Source organism: Paenibacillus sp. R14(2021), from assembly GCF_019431355.1.
GTDB lineage: Bacteria > Bacillota > Bacilli > Paenibacillales > Paenibacillaceae > Paenibacillus_Z.
Window position 1 is genome coordinate 4711695 of sequence record NZ_CP080269.1, and the last position, 18633, is coordinate 4730327.

Genomic DNA, 18633 nt, shown 5'->3' on the forward strand with positions numbered 1-18633 from the left:
TTGGCTAACTCTAGGAGGCATTCGGAGACACGCCTTACGGCGCTGTTCTCTTGGTTTGCGAACGGATGGTCTCCCATGCTATGATAGGTGGCAATATGACATTTTAGAGACAAAGGCAAGGTGAGAATAAGATGTGGACGGTCATTATTTCGATCATTACACTCATCGTCGGCGGAGTCGGCGGCTTCTTCATTGGCGTATATTATTTGCGCAAGCAGCTGGAGAAAATGCAGAATGATCCGGAAATGCTGAAGAAGATGGCAAAGCAAATGGGCTATAACATGAATAACACACAGCTGCAGAAAGCGCAGAACATGATGAAAAATCAACAACAGCGTCCGGGCGGCAAACGAAGATAAGCATCTTCTGGGGCGTCCAAGTTGCGGGAAAGGGGACGATGTGTAAATGGCGGGCAAGAAGGATTACGTCAATTCAGTCGTTTCAACTAATCGGGAACAAATCGAGTATCATATCGGTCAGATTCTAGCCTTGATCGGCGAAGACGTGAAGCGGGAGGGTTTGCTCGAAACGCCGGCCCGCGTTACGCGCATGTACGAGGAAATTTTCGCTGGCTACGCGGTAGATCCGCGCGAGGTGCTTGGCGTTACCTTTGACGAGCAGCACGAAGAACTGGTCATCGTCCGGGATATCGTGTATTACAGTCAGTGCGAGCATCATATGGCGCCTTTCTTCGGCAAGGCGCACATCGGCTACATTCCGAGCGGCAAAATCGCCGGCCTCAGCAAGCTCGCACGTCTCGTGGAAGCCGTTACGCGGCGTCTGCAGGTGCAGGAGCGCATTACCTCGCAAATTGCTGATATTATGGATGAGGTACTGCAGCCGAACGGCGTCATGGTAGTCGTCGAAGGCGAGCATCTGTGCATGTGCGCCCGCGGCGTGAAGAAGCCGGGAAGCAAGACGATCACGTCGGCTGTCCGCGGCGAATTCCGCAAAAGTGCGGCGCTCCGTTCGGAATTTCTGTCGCTGCTCAAGCAATAAGCGCCGCGTTAGCGGGAGAAGAATGAATAGAAGGGCTCTCTTTGCAGCACGCCGCTTGGGCGGACTGCAAGGAGAGCCCTTTTCTGCATGGGTATGGGATCATGCGGATTTGTGAGCGGCATCAACCTGGCTCAGAAACAAGGCTGCGCGCTGAATATATTCTTTGGGCCGCGTTCTAAACAGCAGCTCGTGCTTGCCGCCCGGAACGACCCATTTGCGCGATAGGGAATTATATTGATCCGAGGCGATCTGCTCTGCCGTCGTAACTGGGGCGATAGCGTCGTCGCTGCCGTGCATGATATAGAGCGGGATGGCGTAGGCCGTCTGAATGACTTGCTTCACCGGGATTTTATCGAAATGAACGCCGGTAAAGAAAGGCAGCATCCACTCAATGAGCGGAATGGACGGGTAACGCGGCATGTTCAGGTACTGTTTGACATTGTTGTAGAGGGACTCAGAGCTTGGCAGGAACAGACTGTCGAGCAGCATCGCATCGATACGGTCATCGGCATCGGACTGCTGCAAGGCCGCCTGAAGCGCCGTGCCGGCACCCATGGAGAAGCCCCAGACGACAACTTCATCTGCACCTTGCGCGCGCGCGTATTTGACGGAAGCAAGCAGCTGCTGGGATTCTTCGAGTCCCCCTGTTGCCGGCGTGCGTTTGCCGGAGGAGGCGTAGCCGTAGTCGAACATAAATACATTATATTGGAGGCCATGAAGCAGAGCGGCCAAGTCGTACATCGGTACCCAGGATTCTTCGCGGTTCGCGCCGTAGCCGTGGCTGAATACGACGGTGCGGCGGGAGGGGACAGCGAATCCATTAGAATTGGTCTTGCCGGTGATGGCAGGGATATACCAGCCGTGAACGGTCGTGCGTCCGCTCTTACTCGGGAAGGATGCATCGCTGTACGCCAATCCCTTGGCGGCAAGCGGATTGGTTGTCAGCGCAGGGACGTAAGGATGCGCGATGACCCAGGCCACGTAGCCGTGAAAAGCAAGTGCCGTAAACAGCATCATCGCGGCGAGCGCGGATAGAACGGCTATGAGAATATGCTTGCGGCGCGTGCCGGCGAGCGTCTTCTCCGTAGATTTAGGGGGCGCCAGAGGGGGAAGAATACCGGGCGTGAAGCTTCCGCCCGCCGGAAGCATTGGTGTAATGGTAGTGCTCATGATGATAACCCCCTGTCAAGTAATCTAGCTTTGAACCGGATTATGGAAGCGCTTTAGTAGTGCTATAATCCTATGTTAGGGCTCGACGGGCAGGCCTGTCAATCGATGTCGACAACTTGTTAACGTCTTGTAATCGTCCTGTAAAATAGCGACCAAATCATGGGGGTGCTTTACCGCCTTGCCTGATTTGCGTTATACTGACTGTAACTAAGTTTCACTGAGTGAAACTATAAAAAAGAGGGATGAGATCGATGTCGGAGGATGGCAAATCCACCGTTCGTGCCGTTGAACGGGCGCTTGATATACTGCTGTGCTTTACGTCCCGGAAGGAGTGGGCGATGACGGAATTGGCTGAGCGGGTTGGGCTGCATAAGAGCACTGTGCACCGGATGCTAGCAACGCTTGAGGACAGGGGGTTCGTTGCACGGGATCCGGCTTCCGACCGTTACCGCCTCGGTCTGCGGATATGGGAGCTGTCGGCGAATATGTCGGGCGCCGACGATCCAGCCGTCATCGGTTTGCCGGAGATGGAACGCCTTCGCGACCAGCTTGGTGAGACGATCAGTCTCTATCTGCGTGACGCCAATGAGCGGATTCGCATACAGGCGGTGCAGAGCGATCAGGCGATACGCAGGGTGGCGCCTGTGGGCGCCAGATTGCCGCTCTATGTCGGCGCATCGAGCAAAGTGCTGATCGCGTTCGAGGTGCCAGCCAAATGCGAAGAGCTGCTGCAGGATCCATCATGGCCGGCGTCGTTTGACCGCAGGCAGTATCGGGAGCAGCTGGAAGAGTGCCGCAGGCTCGGCTACGCGACGAGCGTGGAGGAGCGCGAGCAGGGCGCGGCTGCCGTTGCGGCACCGGTCTTCTCGCGAACGGGCAAGCTCGTGGCCGCACTGTCCGTCTCGGGGCCGGCGAACCGCCTGACGCCCGAGAAGATGCGCGAACAAGTGCCAGCCGTTATGGATGCGGCGCGCAGATTGGGCGCGATGCTCAAATAGCGATTCGCCTATGCGCAGCGCCGTGCTGGCCGCACAGAGCAATGCGGCGCGAGCTGATAAAAAAGACGAGTCCGGGGAACATTGTCCCGGGATTCGTCTTTTTGGCGTTCAAATATAAGAAAGCATTGATGAATTAGGGGATAACGACGTCCGAGCAGCCCGCGAAGATCGTGAAGGTGCCCGGCGACGTCGACGCGAAGCTGACGCTGACGCCCGCCTATGTGACCGACTATAGGATTGCGGGTAAAACCCAGCGGCATCCGCCAATTTAATGTGTCCGGCAGTCGTTCGGGGGATGAGGAATGGCAGCTAATGCCTGGCAGGGCCGCCGCCTTGCAGGATAGCCGCACAAGCGAACCGCTTCCGCGGGCATACAATAGTACAGGATGGACGCGGCGGAAGGAGCGGCAGAAGGCTGGATTCCTCCATTGTCGGGGGTGTCCTTCATGTATAATCCTGCTATGCCAAACTCATAGATGGTTATGGACTGTCGCCAGTGGAAGAAGAATACGATTAATGGCTGCGCATAACCGAGCATTGCGAAATGAAGTATATTCCGGTGGAACCTCTCGATTACCGAGTCCATTCCACGTTCAGTGTATCCGCGGCGCTGCAATCGACGGCAGAGCACCGCAAATGGAGATACGCCTACCATCTGGCCAGACATCAGGCGAGAATGCGCAGGGGCATAGCGCCGTCGCTGACGATACTATTTCCGTTGAAGGAATCCGGGCCGGAGAATCGTACGAACAGACCTTCAGTAATTATATTTGCTACATTCTCGATCTTTCCTCCGATCTGTGAGTGACCGCCTGTCGCTCATTTCGCATCCGGTGAAGGCCTTCAAGTGGTTCCCGAATACAAGAAAGAACAAAACCCTGTTCCATGCCGCTCAGACGGCCGATGCGGTGCTGTATCCCCTGACCAGCCATTTACAGACGCTGCTGACGTCGCATTTGCAAGGCATTCCGCATTATTCCTTCGACGATCCGCTCGATATGGAGGATTTCGGCTATATGGCGTTCCGCCGAAGCCGCCGTTTCCGCTCTTCGGCTGGGTCGGGCGAATCGAGGCCAAGGCCAACAAGAACTGGCGGGAGTTTCTCCTGATCGGCGCGAGATTTCTGGTGAAATACCCGGAAGGCTACATGTGGATGTTCGGGGATGCGACCTTGAACGAACCGGCGGAGAAAGCCCAGTTCGACCGATGGGTGAATACGCTGCAGCTGCAGCAGAAGCTCATTATGTATTCCAACATGAAGCATATGAAACAGCATTTTTCCTGCGAGATGTACACGACGAATTTCATGAGCATGCTGAAGAGCTTATCGCAGTCTAAGCCCCGATCAGAACAGCTCTGACGATAGATGACGGGCCGGCAGAAGAGGTTCACGCCGCGCTGCCGGCTTCCATATCCAGCAAAAAAGGTCCCGCTCACGAAGAGCGGGACCTTTTGCTGCGACAACAGTATATTACTTGCTGTTAGCTGCAATCATTTGACGAAGAACGGTTTGCAGGATACCGCTGTTCCGGTAGTAGTCAACGTCTACCATGGAATCCAGGCGAACGGCAGCCGAGAATTCAAACGTCGTGCCGTCTTCGCGCGTAGCGATGACTTGCACGCTTTGGCCAGGTTGAACATCGTTGCTCAGCCCTACGATATCGAACGTTTCGCGGCCTGTGATGTTCAGCGTTTTCCAGCTTTGGCCGCCTTGGAATTGCAGCGGCAGTACGCCCATGCCGACCAGGTTGGAGCGGTGAATCCGCTCGAAGCTTTCCGCGATAACGGCTTTTACGCCGAGCAGGAAGGTACCTTTAGCCGCCCAGTCACGGGAGCTTCCCGTACCGTATTCTTTACCGGCAATAACGACGAGGTTTTTGCCGTTTTCTTGATATTTCATGGACGCGTCATAGATGGACATGACTTCGTTCGTCGGCAGGTACGTCGTAACGCCGCCTTCCGTACCCGGAGCAACTTGGTTGCGGATCCGGATGTTCGCGAACGTACCGCGCATCATGACTTCATGGTTACCGCGGCGAGAGCCGTAGGAGTTGAAGTCGACTTTGTCCACGCCATGCTTGATCAAATATTCGCCCGCAGGGCTGTCTGCCTTGATATTGCCGGCCGGCGAGATATGGTCCGTCGTAACGGAGTCACCCATCAGTGCAAGCACGCTCGAGCTCTTGATGTCCGCGATGTCGCCAATATCAGCGCCGAGGTTTTCGAAGAACGGCGGGTTTTGGATGTACGTGGATTTCGCATCCCACTCGTAGCTCTCGCCTGTCGGCACATCAATTGCATTCCAACGCTCGTTTTGCGTAAACACGTTCTCGTATTTGTCGCGGAACATTTGCGGGCTCATCGCCGTTGCGATTGCATCTGCGATTTCTTTGGAAGTCGGCCAGATGTCTTTCAGGTAGACAGGCTCGTTCTTGGTGTCGTACCCGATCGGATCGGTAGACAGGTCGATGTTGACTGTTCCTGCAAGCGCGTAAGCGACGACGAGCGGCGGCGATGCCAGGTAGTTGGCTTTCACCTGCGCGTGCACGCGGCCTTCGAAGTTACGGTTACCGGAGAGGACAGCTGCAACTGTCATGTCGTTGTCGGCAATCGCTTTGCTCACTTCGTCCGGCAATGGACCGGAGTTACCGATACAAGTTGCGCAGCCGTAGCCTGCTACGTGGAAGCCGAGCGCTTCCAGGGAGCCGAGCAGGTTCGCTTTCTTCAGGTATTCCGTAACGACCAGGGAACCTGGCGTCAGGGAGCTCTTCACGTATGCCGGTTTCTTCAGGCCGCGTTCAACGGCTTTCTTCGCGACAAGCGCCGCGCCCAGCATAACGCTCGGGTTGGATGTGTTCGTACAGCTTGTGATTGCAGCAATGACAACAGCGCCGGTGCCCATTTTGGTCACTTCGCCGTTGTTGTGCTTCACTTCGACCATCTCTTCGATTTTGCTGTCGGAGAGGCCGTATCCGCCTTTGTCGATCGGCGTGCGGACGATGCTGTTGAACGATTCTTTCATCGCTGTCAGCTCTACGCGGTCCTGCGGACGTTTCGGTCCGGCAAGGGACGGTACGATTGTGGACAAATCCAGCTCCACGATATCGGAGAACGTTGGTTCAGGCGTCTCGTCCGTGCGGAACATGCCTTGAGCCGTATAGTAAGCTTCAACAAGCGCGATTTGCTCTTCCGTGCGGCCTGTGGAGCGAAGGAAATGCAGCGTTTCGTTATCAACAGGGAAGTAACCCACAGTTGCGCCGTATTCAGGTGCCATGTTGGCAACTGTTGCACGGTCAGCCAGGCTGATGTTGGACAAGCCGGGGCCGAAGAACTCGACGAATTTGCCGACTACGCCTTTTTTACGAAGGATCTGCGTAACCGTCAGCGCAAGGTCAGTCGCCGTAGCGCCTTCTGCAAGGCTGCCTGTCAGGCGGAAGCCGATAACTTCCGGCGTTACGAAGTACAGCGGCTGGCCGAGCATGCCGGCTTCGGCTTCGATCCCGCCGACGCCCCAACCCACAACGCCAAGACCGTTGATCATCGTGGTATGGGAATCCGTACCTACGAGGGAGTCCGGATAAACGACCGTTTCGCCGTCAACGGTTTTCGTAGCGGCAACGGACGCCAGGTACTCGAGATTGACTTGGTGAACGATACCCGTGCCCGGTGGAACGGCGCGGAAGTTATCGAAGGCCGTTTGCGCCCAGCGAAGGAAGCGGTAACGCTCTTCGTTGCGTTTGAACTCGATGTCCATGTTGTACTCAAGCGCTTCCGGCGTGCCGAAAGCATCCACCATAACGGAGTGGTCGATAACAAGGTCAACAGGCACAAGCGGGTTGATTTGTTTCGGGTCTCCGCCGGATTTCTTCACGGTGTCACGCATCGCTGCCAGATCGACTACGACCGGAACGCCGGTGAAATCCTGCAGGACGATACGTGCAGGAATGAATGGAATTTCTTTGTCTTCACGGCCGTCAGCCCATGTTGCCAGCTGTTTGACGTGCTCTTTCGTAATTCCGCGGCCATCGAATTGACGGACAGCTGCTTCAAGCAGCACTTTGATGGAGAATGGGAGTTTTGAAATTTTTCCTAGGCCTTGCTCTTCCAGCCCGCCCAAGCGGTAGTAAGCGAATTGCTTACCCCCGACCTGCAGCGATTCGCGGACGGAGTACTCGTTTTGCTTTGTCATTGCGCTTCGCGCCTCCTTGACTGTGTACAGATTCGGTTTCACTCTGTGAAACACGATTTCAAAAAACAATTCATGACCTTAGTATAGCGTTTTTTCGCGGATTTAGAAAGACCAAATATCATGTGGATCAGAAGATGTTTCGCCCATTTTCACATGAATTTGCTCTGCGGTTCATATAATGAACCAATTTTCTTTTTGCTCAAAAATCGGACCAATGGGAGGGATCACAAGTGCCGCGATCGCGTATACGGGCCGGAACAGGCAAAGCTGCAGCTAGAAAGGGCACGGTGCCGAAGCCGGGACGTGTTTCCGTGCAGGCCGTGCAGCTGCACGGCGCGGAAAGAGCTGGCAGCCAGGCGCTTCCTCAGCGAAGAGAAGCGGCGGCGGATACTGCCAAGCCGGAAGGCTGGAAGGCCGCCGTGCACCGTTATGTGAAGCTTTACAATCAGGCTGAAATCGACCGTTATGCGGCACCGTTCGAGGAAGTCATCATCGACGGGGACCATCTCTTCCGGTTCACGCAGCGTCTAGACAGACTGCGCGAACAGGAGCTCCTTCGCGGCGTGCTTCCCTCCCGCAGCGAAACCAGCGCTGAGTTGCTGCGCATCAGCGAATCCGGTTCGCTCTCCGAAGTCTGCGTGCTCATCGAATTGCGGATCAAGCGAACGATCGACCAGCAGGGCAGGACTTACCTTGAGGAGCGCTGCGACCGCGAGCGGCTGTGGCTTGCCGCGGACGGCGACGCCTATTCGATCACCCGCGTCGAGCCGATCGTGTCGGAGAGGCGCCCGCGCTTCAGCTCGTCCCAATCGAGCCATGCGTCCGAATTCGCCGACGAGCAGCTGCTCGCAGCCGAAAGCAAGCCGCAATCCATACCTTATATAAACTATGATGTTTTGCCGTTTTTCAAACATGGCCGCGCAGGAATCCGTTATAGACGCGATTTGGCTGCCGCTTATGCCGACCGCTGGTGGAACGAAGCGAACCCCGCCTATGAGAATTTCGAGGTAAACTGCACCAATTACATCTCCCAATGTCTCTTTGCAGGCAACGGGCCGATGAACTATACTGGTAAAAGGGCTTCCGGCTGGTGGTACCGCGGGTTCAGCGGCGGTCGGGAAAATTGGAGCTATAGTTGGGCCGTGGCGAACGCGCTGCAGCATTATTTGTCTGCGCCGCACAATTCCTCGCTGCGGGCAACGGTCGTTCAATCGGCGGATCAGCTCGCCCTTGGCGATGTCATCATCTATGACTGGGGCGGCGATGGCCGCTTTCAGCACAGCACGATCGTAACCGCATTCGATGCTGCCGGCATGCCGCTCGTCAATGCGAATACGGTGCCGAGCCGTCACCGATATTGGGACTATCAGGATTCCTACGCTTGGACGGAAAACACCAAATACCGGTTTTTCCATATTGCGGACGAATTTTAAGAAGCGCTTTGTGCCCAGATGAATTGACGACCCACCAGCGTGGGAAATTAAACGTAACCGGAGGATTAATCATGGGGGAGAAAGTGCGCGTAGGACTGGTTTACGGAGGGCGCTCTGGCGAGCATGAGGTTTCGCTGCAAACGGCCTTGGCGGTCATGAAAGCTTTTGATTACACCAAATACGAAATTAAACCTTTTTATATTTCCAAAGAAGGGCAGTGGCGCTCAGGGGAGACGCTGCTCGCCCCTCCGTCTGATTTGGCCCAGCTTCGGCTCGCGGGCGGCAGCGCCGTCGTCGGCACGGAAGCGCTGATGCCGGTATTCAGCGGCAGCTCGGACGAAGCGCAAGGTACGGCAGTGGTGTCAGCGATTCCGGGCAAGGTGAAGATTTCGGCCGTCTCTTCAGCTGTCAGCGAATCTGCTGGCGAAGACGGTCTGGATGTCATCTTCCCGCTGCTTCACGGCACGTTTGGAGAAGACGGTACCATTCAAGGCTTGTTCGAAATGGCCAATATTCCTTATGTCGGCGCAGGCGTGCTCGCATCCGCGGTTGGCATGGACAAAATCACAATGAAGAAGGTATTCGCCCAGGACGGCCTGCCGCAGTGCATTTACCGGTATTTCAACCGGACGCAGTGGCAGAAAGATTCATCCTATTACATCATGGAAATCGAAGTGGCGCTCGGCTACCCATGCTTCATCAAGCCGGCGAATCTGGGCTCAAGCGTCGGCATCTCCAAGGCGCGTAACCGCGAAGAGCTGATTGAAGCGATTGATTACGCGTTCAGATTCGACCGCAAAGTCATCGTAGAGGAATTCGTGGATGCCCGCGAGATCGAAGTCAGCGTGCTTGGCAACGATGAGCCGCGCGCTTCCGTAGTCGGCGAGATCACGTCTTCGAGCGAATTCTACGATTACAAGGCGAAGTATATCGACGGCAAATCGATGATGCATATTCCTGCGAACATTTCCGAGGAAATATCGGAAGCCGTGCGCGAGATGGCGGTTCAGGCTTTCCAAGCCATCGACGGCTCCGGTCTCTCCCGCGTGGATTTCTTCCTGCGCAAGGAGGATGGACAGCTGTTCATCAACGAGGTGAACACGATGCCGGGTTTCACGCCGTACAGCATGTATCCGCTCATGTGGAAGGAAAGCGGCGTGTCGTACACGGAGCTGCTGGATACGCTGATCGCCCTTGCGATCTCGCGCCATACGGAGAAGCAGCGCATTGATTACAGCGGAGGAAGTCCGGCATAAACGCCGGTTTCCCCGTTTTTTTACCCTTAGGAGGTAGTGAGCTGATGGGATTCCAATCCGAATTTAATTCTGTATGCAAGTTCAAGTCCAAGCAAGAATTGTACGAGCTTCTGGAATACGGCCGCGGCAAAATGGTCAAAAGCGGCTTTCGCGTCTACCCGACCGGCCAGAAAGTGATTGCGTACACGCCCGAGAACGAAGCGATTGCCATCGTACGCATTCTTGTCTCCATCGCCGAAATCAATTTTCAAGGCGAAGAGGTCACGGAAGTGGAGATGGAGCTTGTTCGCAAGCTGACGGAGGAAGAGGCGCGCGTGCAAACGGCGCTGGCGTACGAGATGTTCTTCGGCGAGCATGCATGATTGTCCGCTTCGGCTTCGTCGCCATGAGCGTGCTGCTGGAGAATACGTCGCCGTCACGGACGATGACGTACACGAATTTCGCCAAGCTGGATGACAGGGAAGCGGGGCTGCGCCGATTGGAGCGTCTCGCGGAAGAGAACCTTCGGACGACGCTGCGGATTATGAAGCACTGCATAGGCCATGACGTATTCGTCTACCGGATGACGTCCAAGCTCATTCCGCTCGCGACACATGACGCGCTGAAGGATTGGAACCCGTACCCAGCGCTGGAGGCGGCTTTCGAGGAAGTCGGCCGCTATGCCAGGGAGAAACGAATGCGGGTCTCGTTTCATCCCGATCATTTCTGCGTATTCAGCACGCCCCGTCCGGAGGTGCTGGCGAAATCGGCAGAGGATCTGAACTATCATGTGACGATGCTGGAGCATATGGGACTTGATCCCATGACGAAATGCAACATCCACGTAGGCGGTGCTTACGGAGATAAGCCTGCGTCCGCGGATCGCTTCGTGAAGCAATTCGGCGCCCTGGAGGCCCGGCTGCGGGAGCGCGTGACGCTTGAGAACGACGATAAGACGTTCAACGTGCGCGAGACGCTGGCGGTCGCTGAAGCCGTCGGCACGCCGATGGTGCTGGATATTCACCACCATGCAGTGAATGACGGCGGCGAGAGCGAAGCGGTGCTCCACGGCGAGCTGTGGTCACGCATCCTTCGGACCTGGAACGGTCCGGATGGGAACCCGCTGCCGATTGGGCCTAAGCTGCATGTATCGAGTCCGAAGAGCGAGCGCGATCCGCGGGGGCATGCTGACAACGTGGACGTTCAGCCGCTGCTGCGTTTCCTGCGCGGCATTAACGGGTCCGTGCCGCAGCTTGATGTCATGATCGAGGCGAAGCAGAAGGACGCTGCGCTGCTCCAGCTGATGGCGGATATGCGCCGCTTGGAAGGGGAAGGCGAAGGAATCCGCGTTATTGACGGCGGAAGCATCGAGCTATTGTGAGAGCCAATGGACTGCAGCAAGCAGGAGCGAGAGGGGCTTGATCTTTTTCGCTCCTTCGGTTATTTTTGGTAAGTAAGCGCTATCATATAAAAGCTGAAGGCATGAACTGCACCCTGGTCAATCATCCCGGTCTATCACATTTCGGAGAGGATTGTGGCAAATGAACGGATTACTCACAGGGAAAAATATACTCGTAATGGGCGTGGCGAACGACCGCAGCATTGCATGGGCGATCGCGCAGTCGCTGGCGGCGCAAGGAGCAAGGCTTGCTTTTACCTACGAGAGCGAGCGCGTGGAGGAGCGGGTGCGCAAGCTCGCGGATACGATTCCGGGCTCCATCCTGCTGCCCTGCAACGTGACGGCGGATGAAGAGATCGACGGACTGGCCGCTCAGATTGGAGAGAGCTTCGGGGTGCTGCACGGCCTCGTGCACAGCATCGCCTTCGCGAAGACGGAGGAGCTGGAGGGGATGTTCGTGGACACGTCGCGCGCGGGCTTCGCGCTGGCGCACGACATCAGCGCCTACTCGCTGACGGCTGTCGCGCAGCGGCTGCATCCGCTTATGACAGAGGGCGGCAGCATCATGACGATGACGTATCTCGGCGCAGAGCGCGCACTCCGCAATTATAACGTCATGGGCGTCGCCAAGGCCGCGCTGGAAGCCTCCGTCCGTTATTTGGCTGCAGATCTCGGTCCCCGCGGCATTCGGGTCAACGCGGTATCGGCAGGACCGATCCGGACGCTGGCGGCCAAAGGAATCAAGGACTTCAACGCGATCCTGCGGCAGGTGGAGGAGAAATCTCCGCTGCGCAAGACGACCGATGCTTCCGAAGTGGGCGACACGGCTATGTTTCTGCTCAGCAACCTCTCCCGCGGCATTACGGGCGAAGTGATTTATGTCGATAACGGCTACAATATTGTCGGCGTGTAAGACTGAATCTGCTATATAGTCGGGCTCTAGGCGGTAAGGAACAGGCTTGAGCGCGGCAACGCTTCTAGGCGATAATCGGACAACCCGGCATAGGCGCGGGAGCTGGTTATCGTCTTTTTTTGTGACTTGCGCGCAGCCATTTGCGAACTTGCGCGCAGACCGCTACGATAGAGAGGTCTATGGAAGCGGAGGCATGTCGTCTTATGGTTTCAACTTTACTTATTACGGGCTGCGCGGGTTTTATCGGTTATCATTGCGCGGCGCGCTGGCTCGCGGCGGGAGGCAGGGTGATCGGCTTCGATAACCTAAACGATTACTATGATCCGGCACTGAAACGAGCTCGATTGGCGCTGCTGAAGCAGGAAGACGATTTTACGTTCGTACAGGGGGACTTGGCGGATAAAGCGGCGCTTCATGCACTGTTTGCTGTCCATAAGCCGGATGCGGTGCTGCATCTCGCTGCACAGGTCGGAGTCAGATACAGCCTGATTCAGCCGCAGGCGTACATCGATGCGAATGTAACGGGGTTTCTTAACATACTGGAAGCGGTCAGAACGTTCGGGGCGCAGCATCTGCTCTACGCGTCCTCCAGCTCGGTGTACGGCGCCAATACGGCGATGCCGTTCAACGAATCGGATGCCGTGGACCATCCCGTCTCGCTCTACGCGGCGACCAAACGATCCAATGAATTGATGGCGCATACATACAGCCATTTGTTCGGAATACCGACGACGGGACTGCGGTTCTTCACCGTGTACGGGCCGTGGGGCCGGCCGGATATGGCGCCCTTTGCGTTCACCAAGGCGATTCTGGCGGGGGAGCCCATTCTGGTGTTCAACGAGGGCCGGATGAGGCGGGATTTCACCTATATCAGCGATATCGTGGACGGAATCATGGCGGTGATTCCGCTTGCCCCGAAGCCGAACGCCGATTGGCGCAGCGCGCCAGCGGACCCATCAAGCAGCTACGCTCCTTATCGGCTGTACAATATCGGACACAATGAGCCGACGGGCCTGCTGGATTTCATCGCTGTGCTGGAACAGGCGCTTGGCCGAAAAGCAGTGCTGAAGATGATGCCGATGCAGCCCGGAGACGTTGTGGAAACCTACGCCTCGGTCGAAGCGCTGGAACAGCTGACCGGCTACACGCCGCAAGTTTCGATCGACAAGGGAATTCCCTTGTTCACGTCGTGGTATCGGAGCTATTATTCCATTTAGGTGAGGGTTCTGTGAATGGGTAGCAGGAGCCCGTCAACATGGAGTAGAATAGGTGTAAGCGTTCACCATGACCTCCCGGGGGCGGAACTTTTCTTCTGGAATGACGTATAGTCAGTCGTATAGCGTAATAGAACTCATAGGAAAGTAGTGTGATCACCGTGAGTGAAAGGTTTGACAGCTCGGCTGTGGGCGGCAAGAGCTTCACCGCCGTCGCAATCAATTGTGCAGCCAAAGCCGGCGAGTGGATCAAGACAAAGCTTGGGAACCATACAAGTCTATCGACTAAATATTCCGCTCAAGACCTTGTGACCGAAGTGGACAAAGGCGCGGAAACGATGATACGCAATCTCGTAGGTACCCATTTCCCCCATCATTCGTTCCTTGGGGAAGAGGGCGTGGAGCCGGGACCGGAGGCCTCGACCAAGGCGCTGCAAAGCGTCCGGGACGCAGAGTACTTATGGATTGTAGATCCTGTCGACGGCACGACGAATTTCGTGCACGGGTTTCCGTTCTTCTCGGTTTCCATTGCGCTTGCTTACAAGGGCGAGGTCATCGTCGGCGTCGTCTACGACCCGATGCGGGATGAGCTTTTTGTTGCCGAGAAGGGCAAAGGCGCCTACGTGCGCGGACGCCGCATGGCGGTTTCCGGCGAACAGACGCTGCGGGAGAGCCTGCTCGCTACAGGCTTCCCTGCGGATCCGAATTATGCGCTGCCGCTGAACATGAAAGGGCTGCAGGCCCTCGTGCCCCGCGTGCGCAATATCCGTTCCGGGGGATCGGCGGCGCTTCATTTGGCCTACGTCGCCGCTGGACGGCTCACCGGATTTTGGGAGATGGGACTGAACGCTTGGGACTTGGCCGCAGGCGTGCTGCTGATTAAGGAATCCGGCGGTACGGTAACCGATGTCAAGGGCAGTCCCTACGATCTCGGTGTTCGCCATATTGCGGTATCGAACGGCCATATTCATGACGAGTTCCTGCAAGTCCTGCAGCAGGCGGAAGCCGGCAGCTAGCGAAGAACGTCTCTTGAACCGTCTGCATATGACGGGAGAAGAGGCGTTTTTTTGCATAGTATAGCGCAGGACGTTTTTTCAGGAATCAGGGGGAGGCCGGCAGGATGTTTATCGAACTTGACGTGCAGGGCGGCGTGCCGATTCATGAGCAGATTGCGCAGCAAATCATTGCAGGAATCGCTTCAGGGTCGCTGAAGCCGAGCAAGCCGCTGCCTTCGGCCAAACGGTTGGCTTCGGATCTGCGGATCAAATCACAAATTGTGCATAAAGCGTATCAGGGACTGCTCGCGGAAGGGTTCCTTCAAGAGCGCTACGACGGCAGGACAGGGCTGCTCGTGACGTCGGCGGAAGAGATGCCTCGCGTGACGGAGGCTTTTCTCGACCGGCTGCAGCAGCAGCTTCGCGTATTGGCGGGGGAAGCAAGAGCCAGAGGCATGACGGAATCTGAATTCAGCAAAGTCTGCGTAAGGATATACCGCAGCGATCTGGCTAGGATGGGAGACGCATTGGAATGAAGAAGCAAGAGACGGAGCGAAGAAGCAGTCTTCCATTGCAATGGTATGGGCTGCAAGGGCTATTGATCTTAGGATCTGTCCTTGCGGCCGTACTTTGCTGGGACAAGATTCCGGGCATGCTGACGACCCATTACAACATTCGTTTCGAGCCTGACGGCTATGAGGCCAAGAGCTGGGGTACGGTGTTTATGCTCAATATCGTACAGACCTCGCTGCTTGTAACGCTGCTAGTCGTAAACGCAGCGATTGCAGCCGCCAAGAGTCCTTCGGGCTCGGAAGAAGGCGCAGGAGCGGATAGACAGCGGGTATTCAGCTATGCAAACAGCGTCTTCCTGTACGGACTGTCGCTGCTGCTGACGACATACTTCAGCTACATTCAGGCAACGATGCTGTACGGCTGGCCGTCATCGGCGCTGGCGGCGGTCTCCATCGCGGCGCTGGTCCTGATTATAGGCGGGGTAGGGGGCTTGATGCTCTCCTTGAGGCGCTTAGGCCGACAAGTTCAGGCAGGCAGCCCAGATGAGGACCACTGGATTGCCGGAGGCATCGTTTACTATAATCCGAAGGATCCCGCGGTGTTCGTCGCGAAGAAATACGGCATCGGCTGGACAGTCAATCTTGGACGTCCGCCGGGCTGGATCGTAACGGGCATGCTGATTTTAATACCGTTTATCATTGTCGCCCTGGTTGCGCGGATGACTTGATCGGCGAGCACATAGAAACGCCTCGCTTAGCATGCGGCAGCCGCATACTTGGCGAGGCGTTATTAGCTTTGGTTGTGAGGCATTCGTCCCAGTTTCAGTTACCCGCGGAGATTAGCCTTTCATGACGCGGAATGCATGCTCCGCCGCCGCGATGGTTGCCTCGATATCCGCATCGGTATGCGCGGTCGTGAGGAACCAGGCTTCGTATTTCGAAGGGGCGAGGCAGACGCCTTGGTCCAGCATGAGCCGGAAGAACTGCGCGAACAGCTCGCCGTCCGTTTCCTGGGCCTCGTCGTAGTTCGTGACGGGATGTGCGCAGAAATGCGCGGAGAATGAGCCGCGGATCCGGTTAATCGTGAGCGGGATGCCGTGCTTGTCCGCTGCGCCCTGCAGCGCATCCGCCAGCCTAGCGGCCTGCGCATCCATGCGGTCGTATACGCCCGGCTGCTGCAGCACTTCCAGGCAGGCGATGCCTGCCGAGATGGAGGCCGGATTGCCGGCCATCGTGCCTGCCTGATAGGCGGGGCCGAGCGGCGCTACCTGCTCCATGACGGCTTTGCGGCCGCCGTAAGCGCCGATCGGCAATCCGCCGCCGATGATCTTGCCAAGCGCCGTCAGATCCGGCTCGATGGCCGCGTGGTCCGGGAACGCGCTGTAGGTTTGCGCGCTGCCGTAGTGAAAGCGGAAGGCGCTGATTACTTCGTCGTAGATGACGAGCGCTCCGGCTTCGCGGGTCATGCGGCAGAGTCCCTCGAGGAAGCCGGGCTTTGGCATGACCATGCCGAAATTGCCGACGATGGGCTCTACCATGACGGCGGCGACATCGCTGCCGAACGTATCCAGCGCCGTGCGCAGGCCGTCCAGATCGTTGAACGGTACGGTGATGACCTCGCTGGCGATGCTGACCGGAACGCCGGCGCTGTCGGGAATGCCGAGCGTCGACGGGCCGGAGCCGGCGGCGACAAGCACAAGATCGGAATGGCCGTGGTAGCAGCCGGCGAATTTAATGATTTTGCTCCGCTTCGTATAGGCGCGGGCGACGCGGATCGTCGTCATGACGGCTTCCGTGCCGGAGTTGACGAAGCGGACCTTGTCCATGGAAGGAATCGCTTCCTTCAGCATGCGGGCCAGCCGAATTTCAAGCTCGGTCGGCGTGCCGTACAGCGTGCCGTTAGCTGCCGCGGTCGTGATTGCCTCCGTAATATGCGGATGAGCATGGCCGGTAATGATGGGGCCGTAGGCGCATAAGTAATCGATATACCGGTTGTCGTCGACATCCCAGAAATGCGCGCCTTGGGCGCGTTTCATAAATACCGGCGCGCCTCCGCCGACGGCTTTGAACGAACGGGACGGGCTGTTGACCCCGCCTACGATATGCTGGAGCGCTTCGGCGTACAGAGCTTCCGAGCGCGGACGATGCGATGTGGACATAAAGTGCCTCCTTGATATGAAAAATCGAATTTCACAATGAATCCATTGTACATCTGCCGGACCGGGCTGCACAACAAAAGAGAGGGGAACGTCCGACGAATCGGAGCCGTTCACCCTCTCTGTGCATGCTTATTTACTGGAACCGTTCGCGGTGTTGCCGCCGTCTTGGCTTCCGGAGCTCGTGCCCGAATTCGTCAGCGGAGCGGAATTCGTTCCTGCCGCATCGGTTTCGGGAGCCGTGTCCTTCTGCAGTTCATCCTGCACGTACTGCAGCAGCTCGTTGTCGTCGCTGACGGCCAGGACGGACGCGCCGCCGGCTCTCTTGTCGGCGATCAGGTTCATCGGAGGCACTTGCGATTGTCCGGCAATCTGGCTGTCGACGCCAAGCTTGCCGAGCTTGATCATATCGGATACCTCGATGTTGGTCTTGACGTAACCGTCGACGCTGTCGACGATCTGCTTCATCTTCAGCAGGCTCCAGCCGCTCTTCATCTTGTCGGCTACCGCCCCGAGCAGCTTGCGTTGACGCTCCGTGCGGGTGAAGTCGCTCAAGGCATCGTGACGGAAGCGAACGTACTGCAGCGCCTTCGTGCCGTCCAGATCCTGGATGCCTTTCTTCAGGTGAATGTCATAGCGGTTCTTGTCGGCGTTGTCGACATAGTTCATATTCTTCTCGACCTCGAAGTTTTGGATGCCGCCGATGGCATCGATCAGAGACTTGAATCCTTCAAAGTCCGTGTACACATAATATTGGATATTCAGGCCGAGCAGGTGGCCGATCGTCTGCATCGCGAGATCGGGGCCGCCGAGCGCGAACGCCGTATTGATGCGGTCGTCGCCATGTCCTTCGATGTTCACGTACGTATCGCGAAGCACCGAGAACAGATGGATCTTTTTCGTTTGGGGATCGATGGATACGACCATCATGGAATCGGAACGCGCCTTCTCGTTCTCCTTCAGGCCGCGGTTGTCGCCGCCCATGATGAGGATGTTGACTCGTTCCGTGCCTTCCCATTCGGGCGGCTTCTCGGTGACAGGCACTTCATAGTTTGTAAACTTGGGATCGTTAGTCGGATCGCTTAGTTTATCGAGTCCATTATAGGTGCCGACGCCTTGATAAACAAAGAAGCCTACGACTGCCAAAATAGCGACAGCCACGCCCAGCCATGCCCATTTCCAAGGTCTCTTTCGTTTCGGTTGTTTCGCACGCGACATATTCGTTTCCGTTCCTCCTTGTAATCGGTCCGAAACAGAAGCAGTATGAGAAGCTGCTTCGGAACAAGTTGAAGATAATTGCAGGTATAAGGTCCATTTAACCAAACTTTATTATTACGTATAGCATTACATATCATAAAATTATAAAATGGATTGTCGTAGAGAAGCAAGTTTTATCTGATAGGCGCGAATTTAGTTGATA

Annotated in this window: 18 protein-coding genes; 14 read left to right on the forward strand and 4 right to left on the reverse strand. The window is 56.5% G+C overall.

Features of this window, described 5'->3' with window-relative positions:
• The first annotated feature begins 131 nt into the window (after nt 1-131).
• Together KXU80_RS21970 and folE are read left to right on the forward strand one after the other, a co-directional pair.
• Nucleotides 132-359, forward strand: a complete 228-nt coding sequence (locus tag KXU80_RS21970) for a YneF family protein (RefSeq protein ID WP_219835298.1) — start codon at nt 132-134, stop codon at nt 357-359.
• A 46-nt stretch (nt 360-405) separates the two neighbouring features.
• On the forward strand, nt 406-999 hold the full coding sequence (folE, locus tag KXU80_RS21975; RefSeq protein WP_219835299.1) for a GTP cyclohydrolase I FolE: 594 nt from the start codon (nt 406-408) through the stop codon (nt 997-999).
• 99 nt (nt 1000-1098) lie between these two features.
• Here the strand turns inward: folE and KXU80_RS21980 are convergent, their stop codons facing one another.
• Nucleotides 1099-2169, reverse strand: a complete 1071-nt coding sequence (locus KXU80_RS21980; protein WP_258171102.1) for an alpha/beta hydrolase — start codon at nt 2167-2169, stop codon at nt 1099-1101.
• Nucleotides 2170-2420: 251 nt separating this feature from the next.
• On the opposite strand from KXU80_RS21980, the gene KXU80_RS21985 reads away from it, so the two are divergent.
• The 3 genes from KXU80_RS21985 to KXU80_RS21995 all read left to right on the forward strand — a co-directional run bounded on the left by KXU80_RS21985 (nt 2421) and on the right by KXU80_RS21995 (nt 4527).
• A complete protein-coding gene (locus KXU80_RS21985) occupies nt 2421-3167 on the forward strand; it encodes an IclR family transcriptional regulator (protein ID WP_219835300.1) in 747 nt (248 codons plus the stop codon).
• Between the two features lie 544 nt (nt 3168-3711).
• Nucleotides 3712-3975: a hypothetical protein gene (locus KXU80_RS21990; protein ID WP_219835301.1), complete on the forward strand. Its 264-nt coding sequence runs from the start codon at nt 3712-3714 to the stop codon at nt 3973-3975.
• Between the two features lie 39 nt (nt 3976-4014).
• Entirely contained in the window at nt 4015-4527 is a 513-nt protein-coding gene (locus KXU80_RS21995; RefSeq protein ID WP_219835302.1) for a hypothetical protein, read from the forward strand.
• 111 nt (nt 4528-4638) lie between these two features.
• On the opposite strand, the gene acnA is transcribed toward KXU80_RS21995, so the two are convergent.
• Nucleotides 4639-7356 carry an aconitate hydratase AcnA gene (gene acnA / locus KXU80_RS22000; RefSeq protein WP_219835303.1) on the reverse strand — a complete coding sequence of 906 codons (2718 nt, stop codon included), beginning with the start codon at nt 7354-7356 and terminating at the stop codon, nt 4639-4641.
• Between the two features lie 230 nt (nt 7357-7586).
• Between acnA and KXU80_RS22005 the strand changes: the two genes are divergently transcribed.
• The 9 genes from KXU80_RS22005 to KXU80_RS22045 all read left to right on the forward strand — a co-directional run bounded on the left by KXU80_RS22005 (nt 7587) and on the right by KXU80_RS22045 (nt 15785).
• Nucleotides 7587-8789, forward strand: coding sequence for an amidase domain-containing protein (locus tag KXU80_RS22005; protein ID WP_258171103.1), 1203 nt, complete (start codon nt 7587-7589; stop codon nt 8787-8789).
• A 71-nt stretch (nt 8790-8860) separates the two neighbouring features.
• Nucleotides 8861-10045: a D-alanine--D-alanine ligase gene (locus KXU80_RS22010; protein WP_219835304.1), complete on the forward strand. Its 1185-nt coding sequence runs from the start codon at nt 8861-8863 to the stop codon at nt 10043-10045.
• A 44-nt stretch (nt 10046-10089) separates the two neighbouring features.
• Nucleotides 10090-10407, forward strand: a complete 318-nt coding sequence (locus KXU80_RS22015; RefSeq protein WP_219835305.1) for a hypothetical protein — start codon at nt 10090-10092, stop codon at nt 10405-10407.
• Nucleotides 10404-11405, forward strand: a complete 1002-nt coding sequence (uvsE, locus tag KXU80_RS22020) for a UV DNA damage repair endonuclease UvsE (RefSeq protein ID WP_219835306.1) — start codon at nt 10404-10406, stop codon at nt 11403-11405. The genes KXU80_RS22015 and uvsE overlap by 4 nt, the downstream gene beginning before the upstream one ends.
• Before the next feature lie 160 nt (nt 11406-11565).
• Nucleotides 11566-12336, forward strand: a complete 771-nt coding sequence (gene fabI, locus KXU80_RS22025; RefSeq protein ID WP_219835307.1) for an enoyl-ACP reductase FabI — start codon at nt 11566-11568, stop codon at nt 12334-12336.
• 203 nt (nt 12337-12539) lie between these two features.
• Nucleotides 12540-13553: an NAD-dependent epimerase gene (locus KXU80_RS22030; protein WP_258171104.1), complete on the forward strand. Its 1014-nt coding sequence runs from the start codon at nt 12540-12542 to the stop codon at nt 13551-13553.
• Nucleotides 13554-13711: 158 nt separating this feature from the next.
• The gene (locus tag KXU80_RS22035) at nt 13712-14566 is read left to right on the forward strand and encodes an inositol monophosphatase family protein (RefSeq protein WP_374987716.1); all 855 of its coding nucleotides are present in this window, start codon (nt 13712-13714) and stop codon (nt 14564-14566) included.
• 104 nt (nt 14567-14670) lie between these two features.
• Nucleotides 14671-15081 carry a GntR family transcriptional regulator gene (locus KXU80_RS22040; RefSeq protein WP_219835310.1) on the forward strand — a complete coding sequence of 137 codons (411 nt, stop codon included), beginning with the start codon at nt 14671-14673 and terminating at the stop codon, nt 15079-15081.
• Complete coding sequence (locus KXU80_RS22045; RefSeq protein WP_219835311.1) at nt 15078-15785, forward strand: DUF5808 domain-containing protein; 708 nt, start codon at nt 15078-15080, stop codon at nt 15783-15785. Before KXU80_RS22040 ends, KXU80_RS22045 begins: the two co-directional genes overlap by 4 nt.
• Before the next feature lie 111 nt (nt 15786-15896).
• On the opposite strand, the gene KXU80_RS22050 is transcribed toward KXU80_RS22045, so the two are convergent.
• Together KXU80_RS22050 and KXU80_RS22055 are read right to left on the reverse strand one after the other, a co-directional pair.
• Nucleotides 15897-17216, reverse strand: coding sequence for a glutamate-1-semialdehyde 2,1-aminomutase (locus KXU80_RS22050; protein ID WP_219835312.1), 1320 nt, complete (start codon nt 17214-17216; stop codon nt 15897-15899).
• A gap of 129 nt (nt 17217-17345) precedes the next feature.
• Entirely contained in the window at nt 17346-18431 is a 1086-nt protein-coding gene (locus tag KXU80_RS22055; RefSeq protein ID WP_219835313.1) for an LCP family protein, read from the reverse strand.
• Nucleotides 18432-18633: the final 202 nt, after the last annotated feature.

What these genes read in the sequence shown, in the direction of transcription:
- KXU80_RS21970 (WP_219835298.1), top strand. Translation starts at nt 132, where the DNA reads ATGTGGACGGTCATTATTTCGATCATTACACTCATCGTCGGCGGAGTC.
- folE (WP_219835299.1), top strand. Translation starts at nt 406, where the DNA reads ATGGCGGGCAAGAAGGATTACGTCAATTCAGTCGTTTCAACTAATCGG.
- KXU80_RS21980 (WP_258171102.1), bottom strand. Translation starts at nt 2,169, where the DNA reads ATGAGCACTACCATTACACCAATGCTTCCGGCGGGCGGAAGCTTCACG.
- KXU80_RS21985 (WP_219835300.1), top strand. Translation starts at nt 2,421, where the DNA reads ATGTCGGAGGATGGCAAATCCACCGTTCGTGCCGTTGAACGGGCGCTT.
- KXU80_RS21990 (WP_219835301.1), top strand. Translation starts at nt 3,712, where the DNA reads ATGAAGTATATTCCGGTGGAACCTCTCGATTACCGAGTCCATTCCACG.
- acnA (WP_219835303.1), bottom strand. Translation starts at nt 7,356, where the DNA reads ATGACAAAGCAAAACGAGTACTCCGTCCGCGAATCGCTGCAGGTCGGG.
- KXU80_RS22010 (WP_219835304.1), top strand. Translation starts at nt 8,861, where the DNA reads ATGGGGGAGAAAGTGCGCGTAGGACTGGTTTACGGAGGGCGCTCTGGC.
- KXU80_RS22015 (WP_219835305.1), top strand. Translation starts at nt 10,090, where the DNA reads ATGGGATTCCAATCCGAATTTAATTCTGTATGCAAGTTCAAGTCCAAG.
- uvsE (WP_219835306.1), top strand. Translation starts at nt 10,404, where the DNA reads ATGATTGTCCGCTTCGGCTTCGTCGCCATGAGCGTGCTGCTGGAGAAT.
- fabI (WP_219835307.1), top strand. Translation starts at nt 11,566, where the DNA reads ATGAACGGATTACTCACAGGGAAAAATATACTCGTAATGGGCGTGGCG.
- KXU80_RS22030 (WP_258171104.1), top strand. Translation starts at nt 12,540, where the DNA reads ATGGTTTCAACTTTACTTATTACGGGCTGCGCGGGTTTTATCGGTTAT.
- KXU80_RS22040 (WP_219835310.1), top strand. Translation starts at nt 14,671, where the DNA reads ATGTTTATCGAACTTGACGTGCAGGGCGGCGTGCCGATTCATGAGCAG.
- KXU80_RS22045 (WP_219835311.1), top strand. Translation starts at nt 15,078, where the DNA reads ATGAAGAAGCAAGAGACGGAGCGAAGAAGCAGTCTTCCATTGCAATGG.
- KXU80_RS22050 (WP_219835312.1), bottom strand. Translation starts at nt 17,216, where the DNA reads ATGTCCACATCGCATCGTCCGCGCTCGGAAGCTCTGTACGCCGAAGCG.
- KXU80_RS22055 (WP_219835313.1), bottom strand. Translation starts at nt 18,431, where the DNA reads ATGTCGCGTGCGAAACAACCGAAACGAAAGAGACCTTGGAAATGGGCA.